Origin of the sequence: Sulfuricurvum sp. PD_MW2 (assembly GCF_002633015.1) — a bacterium.
Lineage (GTDB): Bacteria > Campylobacterota > Campylobacteria > Campylobacterales > Sulfurimonadaceae > Sulfuricurvum.
This window is the reverse complement of record NZ_NSIU01000002.1, coordinates 1-17,511: the sequence shown is the minus strand read 5'-3', so window position 1 is coordinate 17,511 and position 17,511 is coordinate 1. Positions and strand designations below refer to the sequence as shown.

The 17,511-nt window shown below is 37.3% G+C and carries 15 protein-coding genes; 6 read left to right on the top strand and 9 right to left on the bottom strand.

Features of this window, described 5'->3' with window-relative positions; all coding sequences use genetic code 11:
• Position 1: 1 nt before the first annotated feature.
• The 8 genes from uvrB to CJD30_RS01895 form a co-directional block, all read right to left on the bottom strand.
• Positions 2-1,975 carry an excinuclease ABC subunit UvrB gene (gene uvrB / locus CJD30_RS01925; protein WP_294915769.1) on the bottom strand — a complete coding sequence of 658 codons (1,974 nt, stop codon included), beginning with the start codon at positions 1,973-1,975 and terminating at the stop codon, positions 2-4.
• Between the two features lie 157 nt (positions 1,976-2,132).
• Positions 2,133-2,456 carry a tyrosine-type recombinase/integrase gene (locus tag CJD30_RS11725; protein WP_366722928.1) on the bottom strand — a complete coding sequence of 108 codons (324 nt, stop codon included), beginning with the start codon at positions 2,454-2,456 and terminating at the stop codon, positions 2,133-2,135.
• Positions 2,449-3,696 (bottom strand): hybrid sensor histidine kinase/response regulator, encoded by a 1,248-nt coding sequence (locus CJD30_RS01920; RefSeq protein WP_294915767.1) that lies wholly within the window; start codon positions 3,694-3,696, stop codon positions 2,449-2,451. Before CJD30_RS01920 ends, CJD30_RS11725 begins: the two co-directional genes overlap by 8 nt.
• Before the next feature lie 4 nt (positions 3,697-3,700).
• Positions 3,701-5,053 carry a HAMP domain-containing sensor histidine kinase gene (locus CJD30_RS01915; RefSeq protein WP_294915765.1) on the bottom strand — a complete coding sequence of 451 codons (1,353 nt, stop codon included), beginning with the start codon at positions 5,051-5,053 and terminating at the stop codon, positions 3,701-3,703.
• 2 nt (positions 5,054-5,055) lie between these two features.
• Positions 5,056-5,466 carry a hypothetical protein gene (locus CJD30_RS01910; protein WP_294915763.1) on the bottom strand — a complete coding sequence of 137 codons (411 nt, stop codon included), beginning with the start codon at positions 5,464-5,466 and terminating at the stop codon, positions 5,056-5,058.
• Positions 5,466-8,546, bottom strand: coding sequence for a response regulator (locus CJD30_RS01905; RefSeq protein WP_294915761.1), 3,081 nt, complete (start codon positions 8,544-8,546; stop codon positions 5,466-5,468). Before CJD30_RS01905 ends, CJD30_RS01910 begins: the two co-directional genes overlap by 1 nt.
• A gap of 19 nt (positions 8,547-8,565) precedes the next feature.
• A complete protein-coding gene (locus CJD30_RS01900) occupies positions 8,566-8,976 on the bottom strand; it encodes a response regulator (protein WP_294915759.1) in 411 nt (136 codons plus the stop codon).
• A gap of 24 nt (positions 8,977-9,000) precedes the next feature.
• Entirely contained in the window at positions 9,001-9,411 is a 411-nt protein-coding gene (locus CJD30_RS01895; RefSeq protein ID WP_294915757.1) for a hypothetical protein, read from the bottom strand.
• A gap of 209 nt (positions 9,412-9,620) precedes the next feature.
• Here CJD30_RS01895 and CJD30_RS01890 point away from each other — a divergent pair, with 209 nt between their 5' ends.
• The 6 genes from CJD30_RS01890 to hcp all read left to right on the top strand — a co-directional run bounded on the left by CJD30_RS01890 (position 9,621) and on the right by hcp (position 17,388).
• A complete protein-coding gene (locus CJD30_RS01890) occupies positions 9,621-11,240 on the top strand; it encodes a SpoIIE family protein phosphatase (RefSeq protein ID WP_294915755.1) in 1,620 nt (539 codons plus the stop codon).
• A gap of 17 nt (positions 11,241-11,257) precedes the next feature.
• Entirely contained in the window at positions 11,258-11,803 is a 546-nt protein-coding gene (locus tag CJD30_RS01885) for a SiaB family protein kinase (RefSeq protein WP_294915753.1), read from the top strand.
• Positions 11,804-11,825: 22 nt separating this feature from the next.
• On the top strand, positions 11,826-12,200 hold the full coding sequence (locus CJD30_RS01880) for a DUF1987 domain-containing protein (RefSeq protein WP_294915751.1): 375 nt from the start codon (positions 11,826-11,828) through the stop codon (positions 12,198-12,200).
• Between the two features lie 233 nt (positions 12,201-12,433).
• On the top strand, positions 12,434-13,723 hold the full coding sequence (locus tag CJD30_RS01875; RefSeq protein WP_294915749.1) for a sensor domain-containing diguanylate cyclase: 1,290 nt from the start codon (positions 12,434-12,436) through the stop codon (positions 13,721-13,723).
• Between the two features lie 231 nt (positions 13,724-13,954).
• Positions 13,955-15,922, top strand: coding sequence for a GGDEF and EAL domain-containing protein (locus CJD30_RS01870; protein WP_294915747.1), 1,968 nt, complete (start codon positions 13,955-13,957; stop codon positions 15,920-15,922).
• 146 nt (positions 15,923-16,068) lie between these two features.
• On the top strand, positions 16,069-17,388 hold the full coding sequence (gene hcp, locus CJD30_RS01865; RefSeq protein ID WP_294915745.1) for a hydroxylamine reductase: 1,320 nt from the start codon (positions 16,069-16,071) through the stop codon (positions 17,386-17,388).
• Positions 17,389-17,413: 25 nt separating this feature from the next.
• Here hcp and CJD30_RS11720 read toward each other — a convergent pair whose 3' ends face one another.
• Entirely contained in the window at positions 17,414-17,500 is an 87-nt protein-coding gene (locus tag CJD30_RS11720; RefSeq protein ID WP_366722930.1) for a hypothetical protein, read from the bottom strand.
• Between the last annotated feature and the right edge of the window lie 11 nt (positions 17,501-17,511).

Below are 17,511 nucleotides of genomic sequence, written 5' to 3'. Positions count from 1 at the left end.
TTTAGAGTTTCCGTATTTTTGCAATTTCGTCGCGCAGCCGTGCCGCTTCTTCAAATTCGAGTTTTTTGGCCGCTTCTCTCATTTTCATATTCAGCTCTTCGATCAGTTTTTTCCTCTCTGCTGCCGGCAAAGTTTTGGCTTTTTTGGAGCGGTTGTAGAGTTCGGAGGGGTCTTCGAGTTTGAGATTTTCATCCAAAGAGCGTTTTGTCGTTGTCGGAGTGATGCCGTGCGCTTGGTTGAAAGCATCTTGGGCAGCACGCCGTTCAGTCGTCGTTTTGATTGCTCGCTCCATCGAACCCGTGATCTTATCGGCGTAGAGGAGAACACGTCCGTGTTCATTACGGGCGGCACGTCCGATGGTTTGGATCAATGAGGTTTCGGAGCGTAAGAACCCCTCTTTATCGGCATCGAGGATGGCCACAAGGCTCACTTCCGGTAAGTCTAATCCCTCCCGCAAGAGGTTGATCCCGATCAACACATCGAAATCTCCGACGCGCAGAGAGCGAATGATCTGGTTGCGCTCGATCGCATCGATTTCGGAGTGCATGTATTGCACTTTGACGCCCAAATCGGCGAGATATTTGGTGAGGGCTTCGGCCATTTTTTTCGTGAGGACGGTGACCAAAACCCGATCGCTGAGGGCTACCGTTTTTTTGATCTCATCGTGGAGATCTTCGACCTGATTGGCAATCGGCTTGATCGTAATGATCGGATCGAGTAGCCCCGTCGGTCGGATGATTTGATGTGCCAATGTCGTGGAGAGATCCAACTCTTGCGCGGCTGGGGTAGCGGAGACGAACATATAGTGAGGCGCTTTTTCAATAAACTCATTGATCATAAGGGGACGGTTATCGAGCGCACTCGGCAGACGGAAACCGTATTCGACGAGTACCTCTTTGCGGCTCCGATCTCCAGCGAACATTCCGCGAAACTGCGGAAGACTCACGTGGCTTTCATCAACGATGATGAGATATTTATCGTGATGAAGGGCAAAATAATCGAGCAGGGTATACGGGGCTTCTCCCGGTTTTTTATCGGTGAGATGGCGCGAATAGTTTTCGATCCCCTTACACATTCCCGTCGCTTGGAGCATCTCCAGATCAAATTCACAGCGTTGTTTGAGGCGTTGTGCTTCGACAATCTTTCCTTGCTTGTCGAGTTCGGCTAGCCGTTCTCCCAGCTCGTCTTCGATCCGTTTGATGGCACGGGAAAGTTTCTCTTGCCCTACGGCAAATTGGCTTGTGGCATAGAGGGTAAAAATCTCAATATTTTCCAAAACGGAGTTGTTGAGGGGTTCAAAAATCGTGATTCGTTCGATCTCATCGCCAAAAAACTCGATTCGCAGTGCCTGATCTTGCCAATAGGGAGGGAAGATATCGACGACTTCGCCGTTTACCCGAAAGTGCCCTCCATCAAAATAGCCATCATTCCTCGCATAACCCATCTCTACTAGGCGTAGGAGAAGTCTTTTTTGGTTCATTTCATCGCCGAGGGCAAAGACCTGTACCATTTTTTCATACTCTTCCGGATCTCCGAGTCCGTAGTTGGCGGAGACGGAGGCGACGACGATAACGTCATCATAGCTTAGAAGATTGGCGGTAGCTGAGAGGCGAAGACGCTCCAGTTCATCGTTGATGGAGCTGTCTTTTTCGATAAAGAGATCTTGGCGCGGGATGTAGGCTTCAGGCTGGTAGTAGTCGTAGTAGGAAATAAAATACTCGACATGGTTTTCGGGGAAGAAGCTTTTGAACTCGCTATAGAGCTGTGCGGCGAGAGTTTTGTTGTGGGTCATGATGATGGTCGGGAGCTGTACCTGCTCGATCACACGCGCCATCGTCATGGTTTTACCTGAACCCGTCACCCCTTCTAATGCAACATAGCGTTCACCGCGTTTGATGGCGGAGGAGAGGGTATCGATAGCGACGGGTTGATCCCCCGCTGGCTGATAGGGGGTATGGACTTTAAAAATCGGCAAATTATGACCCTATGAGAAAGATTTGGAATTATAGCGGAATAGTTGTTTTTATGAGAGAATCGTGGCAGATGACTGCCTATACGCTGCCGAGAATAGTGAGGTATCGGAGGTGAGGTTTTAGAGAAAAAGTTTATTTCTCATAAACGTGTGGATTTTTTTAGCTCTTTACATATTGTGAGAAATAGAATATAGGAGGAAACATGCCTAAAGTACTGTATATGCTGATGATCATCACAATAGTCTCATTCAGACTTCCATGAAGATTTACCACCGCCAAAACCTTATTGGCTTCGGCAAGCTTCGCATATCTCAGCGTCATATTAATATCCCGATGGTTCATTAGCTTCTTAATCTCATATAGCGGTATTTGATTGATCGCTAAGTGGCTTGCAAATGTATGCCGAAGGGTATGATTACAAACTCTATTTTTCCAATCGTCTCTTGTTAACCCCTGATTAAACAGCTGATCATATTTATACATCTATTTTGAGGCAAAAAGAGACTCCGTTATCGATATTACAACACATCAATATTCCTGAAAGTCTTTCAGTAACAATACGACTTGCCATATATAGTCCAAGTCCACTTCCTTGACTCTTATGCTTTGTTGTAAAATATGGCTCAAAAATCCGCTCTATTAAATCTGGATTTATTCCGCCACCATTATCGCTTACTTCAATAACTACTTGATTATCAATTTTTTTGAGTGAAATTTTTATTAATCCATTCTCAATTATTTCATTAGAGTTGATAGCGTCTTTTGCATTATGTAGAAGTACCAAAAGTACTTGTTTTAAATCATCCGGATATCCATGCAGATTAATATTTTCAAGTTGACATTCTATTGCAACTCTTGATACCAGAAAGTTCTTCTCAACTAATCGTACAGTCTTTAAGATAGCATCTTTTGCATCATACAAAATTTTCTCTTTGCTAGGCTCAACTAGCTCTCGAAAATCATTTATGGTTTGTGTCATATATCTTATTGTATTAAATGCTTGCGACATATTCTCACTGAATACATCTTTATCTATTCCATCTTCAGCCTGCAAATTTATTTTGTTTAGGATTACAGAAAGGACGCTAAGTGGCTGTCTCCATTGGTGAGCAATATTGCCTATCATCTCTCCATACGCAGCCATTTTAGCTTGATGAAACATCATCGCATCTTTTTGTCTGCCAGCTTCCACTTCCGTGGTTATTCGCTCTTCCAAGTGAGCATTTAGATCTTTGTATGCCTTGGTAGATTTATATGACAATGACAATGAGTACACTAATTGATAAATTTCATCACTATGAAACGGTTTGCGTACATAATATATTTTGTCTTCTAAACGATCGGATATCTCCTTGATTGTTTTATCGGAATACGCGGTAGAGATAATAATATTTACATCTGGATCAATCTTTTTGATACGAATGGCTGTTTCCAATCCATCAATACCATTCGGCATCCGCATATCAATAATACAGACAGATACGCTTTGATTGCTAGATAGCAGTTCTTTGAATTTCTCAATCCCGCTTAAACCGCTATTGGCCATATGGACAGTGAAAATATCTTCTTTGATTTCCACCGGCTTATCTTCGGCGTTATCACGAAACAACCTATCCAGTTCGCTTAATGCATCATCAAATTCACTTTTCTCAACAGGTCCAAGAATTGAGTTATAGGCATTAAGAATGTTTTGATCATCATCAATACATAAGATATTAAACATAATCCTATTCCTGCGAGACTAAATGTATTGAGAATTTGGCACCTTTGCCAATGCCATCCGAGACACATTGTATAAAATGTCCACTTCCTCGAAGAAAGTTGGCAAAAGAATGAAGCCCTAGTCCGTGCCCGTCTTTTTTGGTTGTGTAACCTTGAACGAAAAGATTTTCTATCACGGTAGAATCGATTCCAATCCCATTGTCTTCAATCTCGATAATAACATTGTTTGAGGTGATCATTTGATCACTCGTCATCATGTCAAATTCAAAAAAGCCATCCTCTTTTTTCTCATTTCGGATAGTGATTACAATCTGTTTATTCTCGATCATATTGTTTTCAGAGGCAGAATTTAACGCATGGACTGAGTTTTTAATAAGATTTAAAATTCCATTGTAAAGGTGAACCCGATTGATCTTAAATGTGCACCCCTCTTCGGTTCTAATCTCCACGTTGATATCATTGCGGATTAATTGCGATTCGATAACACTTTTCACCTCTTTTGTAAGTGCGATGATATCCACCTCTTCGTCCATATTTACCTTATTGTTTTTATAAAGCTCTTGTTGAAACGCAATGGTGGATGCAATGTTGTTTATTCCCTTCTGTAAAGCTGTCATATCGGTTTCAAGCACGTTTTTGATAGTATCCGTTAATGAAGATTCAATAATATTCAAACTCATCTCAATGCGCTTGGCATCTTTGGCGTAATCTTCCGAGCTTTCTTCTTTGATGTACGCATTGATATTTTTTACCTGATCTTTTGTGAGGTTAAAATATTTTATAAAGCCCTGCATTGGCTCAAGGTTTTTAATGATACGGTTCACGAGATGCTGAGTTCCTGTAATCGTGTTTCCAATGTTGTGAATATACTCGCTTGTCACATCAAAAATACCTTGCTTGTATGCAAGCTCTTTGGAAATACTCATCTCATTTTTATGCAGTTCAACCACATTGGTGATATCGGTTAAAGAAATGATGTATTTTCTATCTATGCGATCATTCTCTATTTCACCATTATGAATAGCAGTTGAAACAATGGTAAAGTAGAAAAGCTTCTCGTTAATCAACATTTCTACTTTCGGGAGAATTTGCTCTTCTTTTTGTGTCAAGAAACTCAAACAACTTTCTTGTTCACATGCTCCATAGGTATTTTTGATTGGCAAGTCTTTTAGTGTATTAATTTGCATATTTTGGAAAAGCTGCTGAAAATATTTATTAGACTGCGTTAACTCACCAGCTTGATTGGTTAATATAATGGCACTATGAGCTGTGGCATCAAAAAGTCCCGTATTCAATTGTTCTAAACTTTGCTGCAACTGAGCGATTTGATTTGATTGTTTTTGAATTGAATTGTTCAAATTTAAAACCCTTTAATTTCTCGAATAATATCTGTAATATGGTCTATCGATTCTGTATTTCCAGGCTGGTCTTTTGAAAGCAGATCGATTTTATGTTTATCCACAATAAGACTAATATCATTTAAAGCTTCGTTATCAGCAGAATAAAGCACTGCAAAGTTTTTATAACCAAGTATTTGAATGTGCATCAAAAGATCATACCCGCTAATATCCTCATTTTCTTCAAGATGATGATCGCAAATAACCAAATCATAATGATTAATTCCCCAATGATGAAACGCTTGTAAAAAAGCACGACTATTTGTAAATTTGTCAAATATATCTTCATTAGTGATTGCATTTTTTTGTATTAGCAGTTTTTCACAAACGGTAGCTACCGTAGGAATATCATCTATAATCGCAATTTTAATCATTAGTGTTCTCCAATCCTTAGATATGATTTTATTTTTTTTAAATGGGTCATATAATCAAATTTCTCAATGCACTCTCCTGCATTTTCTTCTATTAACCTACTTGCTTCATATATCACTATAATTTGCAATGAGCCGGCAGCCCCCTTGATACTATGGGCCAACGATTTAATACTCGAGTATTTTTTTTGCCTAATCGCATCTTCTAACTTCGCTAAATTTGGCAATGTTGTTTCCATAAAACTATCTGCCAACATTAAACATGTTTCTTGATCAAGCCCAAATGCTTCAGCCACACCATTTGCAATACAAGTACGAATCGATTTATCACTATTGATCTCTTCTTTAAGAGCGTTATCGACGGTTATAACATTCTTCGGTTCCATTTTTGATGCATCTTTAGTACACCTAAAGAGGTGCCGATCAATCTCAAAGAAAAAATCATCCATTCGGATTGGTTTAGAAATATATCCATCCATTCCTGCATCCAAATATTCTTTTTCTCTTCCTTTTTGAACATCTGCCGTTAATACTACAATTGGTGTATGGGGATACCCATAATCTGTTTCTATTTTCCGAATCGCAAGCATTGCATCGGTTCCATTTAAAATAGGCATCATTGAATCCATTAAGATTAAATCATAGGGCTTTTTGGCCGTATGTGCATGGGATAAATACATCTCTTTGGCTTCTTGACCATTATTAGCGATATCGGGTGATATACCAATTTTTTCTAAAAGAATTTTAACTATCGCTTGATTCGTTTCGTTATCTTCAGCAACCAATACGGATGCATTGTATTGGGTACGTAGTCTTAGTTTTTTTTCAATCTGTATTTCATCAATGTTATGATTTCTATCGTCTACTATTGCGCTATAGATTTTTGACGCGCTAATCGGTGCGCTGATGGTTGCATGAGAAGTGAAATTATAAGTATCATTTCCCGCCGGAACAATTGAAATAACTCTTTTTATATTTCTAAACTTCTCATCGATCCCATCAAATTCATTATGTCCATTTCTGATAACAAGCAATGTATCGCAATCTGTGACATATTCATCCATCTTAATCTCTTTGTATTCGATTTCAAATGCATCCAAATAGCGATAAAGAGTATCCATACAGTGTGCCATTTCAATATCAACAATAATGATTCCTATTTTTTTAGGAGCACTCAATAGATATTTAGGTGTACGGTTACAAACCTCAATCGGTAATTCAAAATAAAATTGACTCCCTTTTCCACGAGAGCTTTCAACTTTTAGTTCACCCCCCATCATTTCCACTAATTGCCTTGAAATTGCGAGTCCAAGACCAGTTCCGCCAAATTTTCTAGTAATTGAGTTATCAGCTTGCTCAAACGGATTAAAAATATTTTCCAACTTCTCTTGGGCAATGCCGATACCTGTATCTTTTACAGAAATTCTCATTCTTGAGACGCCGCTATCATTCTTGATATACTCAGTGATTACTTCGACTTTTCCGACACTCGTGAATTTAACAGCATTGCCGATTAAGTTTATAAGAATCTGTTTAAGTCGCAACGGATCACCAATAACCGACTTTGGAAAAGCGGGATCTATAAAACAACAAAAATCCAACTTTTTTTCATGCGTCTTAGAAACCATAAGTTCCACAACACTCTCGAACTCTTTAACCGGGTCAAAATCAATATGATCAATGGTAAATCCACCGGATTCAATTTTGGAGATATCAAGGATGTCGTTAATAATGGACAGCAAGCTTTCTGCAGAACTGTTGATGGTGTTAATATAACGCTGCTGTATCTCATTCAATTGTGTCTCTGAGAGCATCCCAATGAAGCCTATGATCCCATTGAGAGGTGTTCGGATTTCATGGCTCATATTTGCAAGAAAGGTAGACTTGGCATAGGATTCATGTCTAGCGGCTTCTACGAGTGCTTGCGCATCGGTTATATCCGAAAAAGAGAGAATATAATACTCATGGTTTTTAATGACAATAGATTTGGAAGTTACGTCAAATACACGATCTTTTCCATCACGATCTCTAAATTGCTCAGTATGTTTGACGCTTCCCAACGAAGATGAAACACTATCGAGCCACTCATCTTTTTCTAGGGAATTTTTTGTACTAAAGCTATCAAATAATTCACATATGCATGAATGTTTGGATTTATACTCTTCAAGAGTGTCAAACGGGAATGTTTCAAAGAATACTTTATTCGCATGAACCAACCCCTCAGTTTTTGTGCCGATCGCAACAATATTAGTTTGTTCATCAAGAATGTAGCGCATCAGTTCTTGTTGCTGTTCCGCCCACTCTTTATTTAATACCGACTCAGTGACATCATATCGGATACCGGTAAACTCTGTAATTTTTCCGTTTTCAATCTTCGGAGTAATCCAAGCATCAACAATATAACTTTTCCCTTCTTTGGTAAGGTTTCGAATTCGACCATTCCATGTTTTTCCACTGTTAATGACATTCCACATTTCTTTAAACACTTCTGGTGCTGTATCTGCATGGCGTACAATACTGTGCGGTTTGCCTATTAGTTCCTCTCTGTTGTAGCCTGATATCTTGCAAAATAGGTCATTTACATAAGTGATGCGTCCCCGAGGATCTGTTTTAGAAACAAGAGCTATCGAATCGGTAATGGTTCTATACTCTTCGGCACTCATCTGATTTTTTAGCTGTTTAACGGTTTTAACAGCGTATATCGATTCAATGGCTTGCCTTAACCCTGATATATCCGTAAGCGGCTTATAAAATACATGATTTGCTCCAGCCGCTTGAATATCAATATGCATAGAATCTTCATCATGTGCAGTGAGTACGATTATGGGAATATTTTTATTAATCTTCCTCACTTCCCGCATGAGCTCTAACCCATTCATCATAGGCATAGTAATATCGGTAATAATAAAATCTATCGTTTCGATCTGGTGGCGATAAATGTTTAGTCCGTCTTGACCATTTTTAGCAGTTAAAACCAAACACTCTTTACAAAGCATTGCACCTATTAAATCTGCAGTATGAAATAAAAGATCCTCTTCATCTTCAACATAAAGACAATTTAGATTTGGTTTTGAGTAATACATTATTTTATTCTTTGGCTGATTAGTTATTAAACTGCTTACGATAAGTATTTAATATTTTAGTTAGTACAACATAAGGGTTATTTTCTTCGCTTCTACTCCCTTTTAAAACATAATCAATCGTTGGCACTTCTTCCATTTGCTTTTTCATCCAATCTGAATTATCTCCGGTTAATAAAATAGCTTTTCCTTGAAATCCTACATTTATCATCCCTCGAAGGATATCCAACCCTTCGATTTGATCTTTACCGAGATTTTGATCACAGATGACAACATCAAACTTTGATGGTTCTTCCTGTATAACGGTTAAAAATTCTGTCCCATCACTATATGTGTATAAACTATCATTACTCTTTATTGCTCCTGCTTTTACAAGCATTGCAGAATAAAGTTTTAATATTGGCTGTTGATCATCGATTAAAGCTATTGTCATTTTATTTTTCCCTTATTATGGATTTCATTCTCTATTACGAGCTTTTTGTAATAATTTCGCAAGTTCTTCATACGGTACTTTCGGATTTTCTATATTTATTTTATTAACAAAATAAATACCTTGGTTTAGCTGGGCTTTCGCCTCCGATAGTTGTGACTCCGTTGATGTGAATAATACGGTGACACCAGAAAAATTCTCTTTGAACATGATATTGATTAAGTCATATCCGCTTAACTTACCTTCACCCAAATCATGGTCAATAACTGCTATTGAAAAATAATCTTTCGGATTTTCAGTAAATGCTTTCAAAAATGATTCTGGATCAGAATAAACGATAACTTCATCCTCGGATTGAAGTGCACCTTCTATTAATTTTAATTGTACTTGTGCAACCATTCTTATGGTTTGTTCATCATCTACAATCGCTATACGCACGCATTCCTCTTTAATTAAAATTAATAATATATTCCAAGATTATGATAATAGGTATTTAACGTTGCAAATTAGTTGCAAAAGCGGATAATTACTCAAAGTGTCAATAGTTTGATTTATTACACATGTGTAATATGTGTGTATCTAATTTGTAATGCTAACTTTTTACACTTCTGGCAGTTGAGTGTATTAACTTATAAAAAAGAGTTGCCATGCGATTTTTATCAAAATTCGATCCAAGTGTATTAATGGATACCAGTATCAATGACAAGGTAAATTATCTTGTAAAACTAACACAAATACTGGCGGTTAGCGCGATTATTGCAGGTATTATAGGTATGCTTTTATCTAACTTGTCGATCCGATCTTTAAATAATAATTCACTTGAACCTTTAGGGCATCTTCGACTTATTAAAGAAGCATTTGAACAAAATGTTCTTGTTAAAGCACGAAGTATTTCAGAAGGTGAAGTTTCTGATTACGCGGTAGCGGAAAAAGAACTATTGAGTCAACGCGCAATCATTGTAGATGCTTGGGATGCTTATTCAAACGGTTATTTGACGGATGAAGAAAAAGAGCTTTTGCCTGATAATCAAAAATATTTTGATCTTTCAGTGCATAGTTTGGATTTATTGATTAAAGCTGTACACGATAAAAAACTTATGAGTGTGGTATCGTGGACAACGGATGATGCTCCTTATACGATTAATGAATTAACCCCTCGACTAAATAAGCTGATGCAAATTCAAATTATTAATGCTCAAAATCTTTATTCAAAAACACAGATACAATTTTTTGCGATTCTTGCATTGATACTTGTCATTATTACAGTGGGCTCTATGTATGTTCAAAAAATCCTTAAAAGAGTAGTTTCAAATATCACAACACCTTTTGGAGAATTGATCGAACAATCCAAAGCCTTAGCAAATCAAAAGCTAGATGAACCTTTTATCTGGGAGCGAAACGATGAAATCGGTCAAGTCGGGAAAAGTTTTGAACTGTCTCGCAGGGCTCTTTACAACTCTTTTGAGCAAATTCAAAAAAATAACCAGCAACTTGCAGATATAAATGCTTTAGTACGCAGCAGCATTAACTATGCAAGTCGAATACAACGATCATTTCTTCCAAATCCTAATATGCTAAACAATTTTTCAAATGATGCTTTTGTTATTTGGAAACCTAAAGATGTAATAGGCGGAGATTGTTATTGGGTAGATAAAACAGATAAAGGATTCTTCGTCGCTATTATTGACTGTACGGGTCATGGTGTGCCGGGGGCATTAATGACGTTTGTTGTTATATCGATTCTAGACCGTCTTTTATCCCAACAACGTGATCTTGATGATCCGGCAAAACTCTTGTCACAAATGAATCGTCTTGTGAAAGAGACATTGGGTCAGTTTGACGATTCCAGTGAATCTGATGATGGGATGGATGGTGCTTTCTGTTACGTCGATATTGAAAATAAACAGCTTACATTTGCTGGGGCTAATACACCATTGTTGTATATCGATGAAGGTACATTGCATCATATCAAACCAGACAAACATAGCATAGGGTATGTTCATAGCAATATTGATTTTGAATTTACAAATCACACTCTAGCACTAAAAGAAGGGATGCGATTTTACTTAACTACGGATGGAATAGTCGATCAGATAGGTGGAGAAAAACGGATTGCTTTTGGCAAAAAACGTTTGATGGAAGCTATTTTCGATAATCATACAAAACCTATGAAAGAACAAGAAAAGGTGATTTTGGAAACATATTATCAATACAAAGGTGAAGAACAACAGCGCGATGATAACACAATGATCGGATTTCAAATTTAATTGAACAAGGGAAGAAAATGACACTTAATGAATATCGTGAGTTAAAAGGGATTATCGAATCGAATGATGTGATCTTTTGCTACAACGGGTATCTTTCACAAGACATTATTGTTGCAGTAGGTTCGATGATCAGAGGCAAGTTAAGTGCCGATGAAACCAAAATGGGAGTGAGTCAAAAAGTGCTTTATATGTTTGTAGAGCAAGCCCAAAATATTACCCGCTACTCTCCGGATCAAATCACCAATGATGAATCGGAAAGAATGAGTTACGGCTCAATTGCGATTGGTACGGAAGGCGATAAGTTTTATATCATGTGCTCAAACCGTATTGAAAAAGATAAGGTTGAAACATTGAGAAATAAACTGGAAACAATTGCCAATATGAGTCCGGAAGAGCTGAAATCGCTTTATAAAGAAAAAATCAACACCGAACCCGATGAAGGCAGTAAAGGTGCGAGTATAGGCTTTATCGAAATGGCTCGTAAATCTACCGAACCGATTCAATTTGATTTTATTGAGCTTGATCATGAATATGATTGTTTCACGCTCAAAGTAATGATTTAACTCAACAAAACAAAGGAAAAATATGCAAACTGTAATCCCCGCTACGGCAACTACCCCTAAGATCACTATTGACAAAAGTAGAAACTTTTTTAGTTTTGAAGGAGAATCATTTCCTGAAGATGTAAAAGCTTTTTTTGACCCTATTATGAGTCCTATTGAATCTCACTTACGAAGTCTTAATGACTCACAAGTTACGTTTGAATTCTTTTTGACCTATTTCAATAGTGCGAGTACGAAAGTATTTTTTAACCTCTTTACTCTCCTTGAAGATGTATCGGAGTTCAATTTAATCAATGTAGATTGGAAATTTCACGCAGAAGATGATACTGCTGAAGAGTTTGGACGAGAATTTCAAGAAGATCTTTCAAATGTCAATTTTAATTTTGTAGCAATCTAATAAATCTTCTCCACTGCCGAAACCTTGTTGGCTTCGGCGAGCTTTCGTATATCTCAGCGTCATATTTATGTCCTTATAATTCATCAATGTCTTGATTTCATAACTCTATTTTTCCAATCGTTTTTCGCCAATCTTTAGGGTAATAAAATTTAAGCAGTATTTGTAACAAAAAGATTTAAAAAATAGATACAATGTGATGAAAATAATATAAAAATTTATAATGAGAGAATATTTTGAAATCACTTGAACGGCTAATTGATGCTATTTCCGCACTTGGTTTCTCTGAACAAACAAAACAGTTTTTTACAAAAAACAAAGAATTCGTTATTGAAATGTGGTGTCATAGTGCTGCTACTTCAGATATTATGGAGCATATAGGATTTGAACTAAATCAATTTAGAGAAGAAATTGCTACTCCCGTCTACAATTATTTAGCGTATTTACTAGAACAGCAGCATGTTAATCCCGAATGTCCAACCATGCGAAAGATGGTACAGCGCTTTTATGATATTGGATTAAGTGTCGAAGAGATTTATATAAACTGTACTACATTTAAAAACACCATCAATCGGGCATACGATGAACGCGGTAAACATGAAATTCTGGATGAAAAGCATAAAGTATTAATGCTCCTTGATTACAGTTTGTATGGTGTTATTGGAATTTATACAGAGATTATTCACTCTTTGAACCGAGAATTGCATGAGCGAAATGCGATTATAGAGGAAAATGTTCCTTACATACGAGTGGATAAAGAAGGGGTCATTTTAGAAGCGACGGAAGCATTTTGCGCTTTGAGCGGTTATGTTCGAGAAGAGCTCAAGGGGAAACATTTTTCTATCCTGCAGCATTTAGAATTAGATACGGATGGTTATCAAAAAGCTTGGGAAATGATTCAAGAAAATGAAGTGTGGAATGCTCAGATATGCAGTGCTAGAGCGGATGGAACTACTTTCATTGCAGAAATCCAAATACGCCCTGTACGGAGTAAAGAGTCTATTGATTCATTTGTCATTATGTATCACGATATAACATTGGCTCAAGCTTCACAATTAGATCCACTCACCCATTTGTATAATCGAAGAGCTTTTGACAATATGTCATTGATATTATTTACCGACTCTATGCTTCGAAAAGAGCAGTTGAGTATTATTGTCTTGGATATCGACCATTTTAAAAAGGTCAATGATAATTACGGCCATATGAAAGGGGATGAGATATTACAATCTTTATCAACTGTATTAAAAGAGTATACGCGTATAAATGATGTTATAGCTCGATGGGGCGGGGAAGAGTTTGTTGTCATATTGCCTCAAACCAATGTTGAACAAGCTCATGAAATAGCAGAACGGATTCGAAGTGCATTTGAATTGAGTGCATTGGATAAGGGGATAGTTATTACGTGTTCTTGCGGTATAGCAGAAAAGCATTCCGATGATACATTGATTACTTTATTGCAGCGTGCTGATACGCACTTGTACGCTGCAAAAACATTAGGTAGAAATCGCATAGTTAGTGATTGAAATTGTTTTGAAACTCCCAAGAGTTTAAAATACTAGAATTCTATTTCTTATACGTAGTTGTTCCATAGAGTAGGTTTTTTCATTGCCTTTCTTACACCACTTACTCCGCTAAAGTATTGTTTGATGTAAAAAAATCCCTAAACTTATTGCGGTATTGCAACTGGTTTGCGACATTGGATAGGTAAAATTTTGAAACTAAAAAGAAATTCAAAAAGATTTATAGGGCTCGATTTGAAAAAGAGATTTAAATGTCAGTTCAAAGTTATTTTTACCGTATCTTTTTTTCTTATTTCCATGGTGAGTGTCGGACTGTATCAATACCATACGGAACTCGATGAACTTGATGCTGCATGTACTCGAAAACTTCAGTCGGTTGCGTATGTTGCTCGATATGTCGTTGGTGATGGTTTTCACGATCGTGTTGCAATAGACAAAAATATTAGCAATGCAGAAGATATGGAAAATATATTGGCTTTGTCGAATCTGGCTGAAGATTTAGAGGTCAAATACATCTACACAATGATCGTCGATCAGAACGATACGCTGCGTTTTACATCGAGCAGTGCAACCAAAAATGAATTATCGACAGGTAAAAAAGTTACTCATTTTTTTGATATTTATGCTCCGTATCCAAAAATGCTTGCTGCACTTAAAAATGATCATATCGTTTATGATTTGGACAATGATACCGATGCGTGGGGAAGTTATCGCAGTATTTTTATCCCCTGCACAACTAAAAACGGCGTTCGATATATCATAGGGGTAGATATTGACAACCTCAGTATGAAAGAGCACTTACAAAAGACCGTATTGATTGAAATAGGAAAGTTTATTTTTTTATTTTTGACATTATTGCCGCTTTTAATCGTCTATCGTAACTATTTCTACAAAGTTAATCACCGATTGCGATTGATGGTAGATAAAGCAACTCAAAAATTAACTTATATGAATGGACACCTTGAATCTCTTGTAGAAGAGAAAAGTGCGCAAGTCCTAAAACAAGCACTGGTCGATCCACTGACAGAATTACCGAATCGAATACAATTGCAACAAGATTTGAACATGAAAGGTCTCAAAGCGATCGCATTGATCAATCTGGATAATTTTAAAGAGATTAATAATTTTTTCGGTATCCCATCGGGTGATAAAATTCTTCGCGAAGTTGCCCAATTGATTCAGGGATTCGGATTTAAAGCCTACCGATTAAATGGAGATGAATTTGTATTGCTCAAAAAAATCTCTGAGCGAGAAGATATTGATGAAAATGATTTTAATATCATTCTTGAAAATATCCAACAAAAAGAATTTGGCGTTGGATTAGAAAAAATCAATGTGAATGTTACAACCGGAATTGCGATTGGTGAATATGATCTTTTGAGAGAAGCAGATATCGCTATGCATCTTGCAAAACGAAGACAGCAGCGCGTGATGGTTTATAAACAAGAATACGAAAAAGAGCAAGAGTCGAAACGTTATTTAGAAACTTCACAAGAAATACGGAAGGCTTTAGGTTCTTCACGCATCGTCTGTTATTATCAGCCTATCGTAAACCCTAATAACGGGAAAAAAGAGAAATATGAATCTTTGGCACGTATGATTTTAGAAGACGGCACCATTGTTCCTCCTCGTGAATTTTTGGAAGTGGCCCATAAAACACGATTGTATTCTGAAATCACAAAAGAGATAGTTTATCAGGCGTGTACAGACTTTAAAGATCGGAGTGAGGAATTTTCTATCAATTTATCAGCCAAAGATATATTGTCCTCCGATATTGTTGATTTTATTCAAAAGACTATTTTAGAAACAGGAACTGCAAATAGAGTCGTATTTGAAATTTTGGAATCTGAAGGGATTGAAAATTATTCTCAGGTTTCTCATTTCATCACGATCATGAAAAAACATGGTGCCAAAATCGCTATTGATGATTTCGGTTCAGGATATTCAAGCTTTGAAAATATTTTGAAGCTCAATATTGATTATCTGAAAATTGACGGATCATTGATCAAAAATATTGATCATGATGAACGTCAGAGTGTCATAGTACATACGATTATCGAATTCGCACATAAAATTGGGATTAAGACCATTGCTGAGTTTGTTGCCACGGAAGAAATAGCAAAAAAAGTGCAGGAACTGGGTATTGATTATAGCCAGGGATACTATTACGGACAAGCTGAACCATTGAGTATGTATATTTGATTTTCTCATCCGCCATAAAATCAGATAGATTTATCCGAATTATGAGTAAATTTTTCATTTAAAGCGATCAATCTTGATCTTGGTCAATTAATATCGATGGGGTTATAACTATTATTCCGACGTAATTTATCTACGTAAGGAAAAAAATGTTTTGTTATCAATGTGAAATGAGTACGCCAAACGGTTGCGGCAGTACAGGTGCTACCGTCGGTGTATGTGGAAAAGATGAAAATCTTGCGCGTTTGCAGGATATTATGATTTTTGGTCTCAAGGGATTGGCGGCGTATCGCGAACATTTGAATGAATTGCAGCCGACACAGACGAAATCGGTTGATGATGTTATGAGCGAAACTCTCTATTTTACTTTGACCAACGTCAACTTCAATTTTCAAGATCACATCAAACAGCTTATGAAAGTCGGGTCTGCGGGTGTTGACGTGATGGATAAATTATCCAACGCGCATACGTCTAAATTCGGTATTCCTACTCCGGTGGTTGTTCCGCAAAATATGGTTGAGGGTAAAGCGATTCTCGTCAGCGGTCATAATCTGGAGATGTTCGAAGCATTGTTAAAGGCTACCGAAGGCAAAGGGATCAATGTCTATACCCACTCTGAAATGTTGCCGGCTCACGGATATCCTGAACTCAGAAAATATCCTCATCTAAAAGGAAATATCGGTAAATCATGGTTTGATCAGGCTGAACTCATGAAACGATTCAAAGGGACATTCGTTGTTAATACCAACTGTATTGTACCACCGAAAAAAGATGCCGATTATATCGATCGAGTATTTACCTATAAAATCGTAGGGATTGAGGGGGGAACTCCTATCGTCAATGATGATTTCAGCGAACTGATCGAGAAAACGCTTTCTTGCGAAGATACTAATATGGCGGATGATTTGACGCTCACTACAGGACATCATTATAAAACTATTTTGACGTTGGCTCCTCAGATTTTGGAAGCGGTTCAAAGCAAAAAAATCTCTCAGTTTTTCGTGATAGCAGGATGTGATGCTCCGGGTAAAGCGGGTAATTACTATAGAGAAATAGCAGAAAGTTTACCGAAAGATTGTGTGATTATCACATCAAGCTGCGGTAAATTCAGATTTAACGACATCGATTTTGGAACCATTGAAGGGACTCAGATTCCTCGATATCTCGATTTGGGTCAATGTAATGACAGTAACGGTGCGGTTGAGATCGCAAAAGCTGTCAGTGCGGCATTGAATACACCGATCAATGATTTGCCGATCTCTATCGTTTTGAGTTGGATGGAGCAAAAAGCGGTGATTATCTTGTTGGCACTCTTTAGTCTCGGTGTTCAAAATATCTATTTAGGGCCAAAACCGCCACAATTTGTAAATGAAGACATTTTCAACTTCTTGGCAGAGCATTTCAATTTGCATTTAACTGGAAATGCCAAAGAGGACTTGGAAACTCTGTTGATTAACAAAGCTGCGTAATTATTGAGCCTTTGGGCTCAATATATTAGTAATTGTTTTCTCCCCACATATATCCCTCTTGCCGATAGGTTTTTATAAAATCTTCTTTGAGCTTTTTGCGCAGACGGGATATGTGAGAGCGTA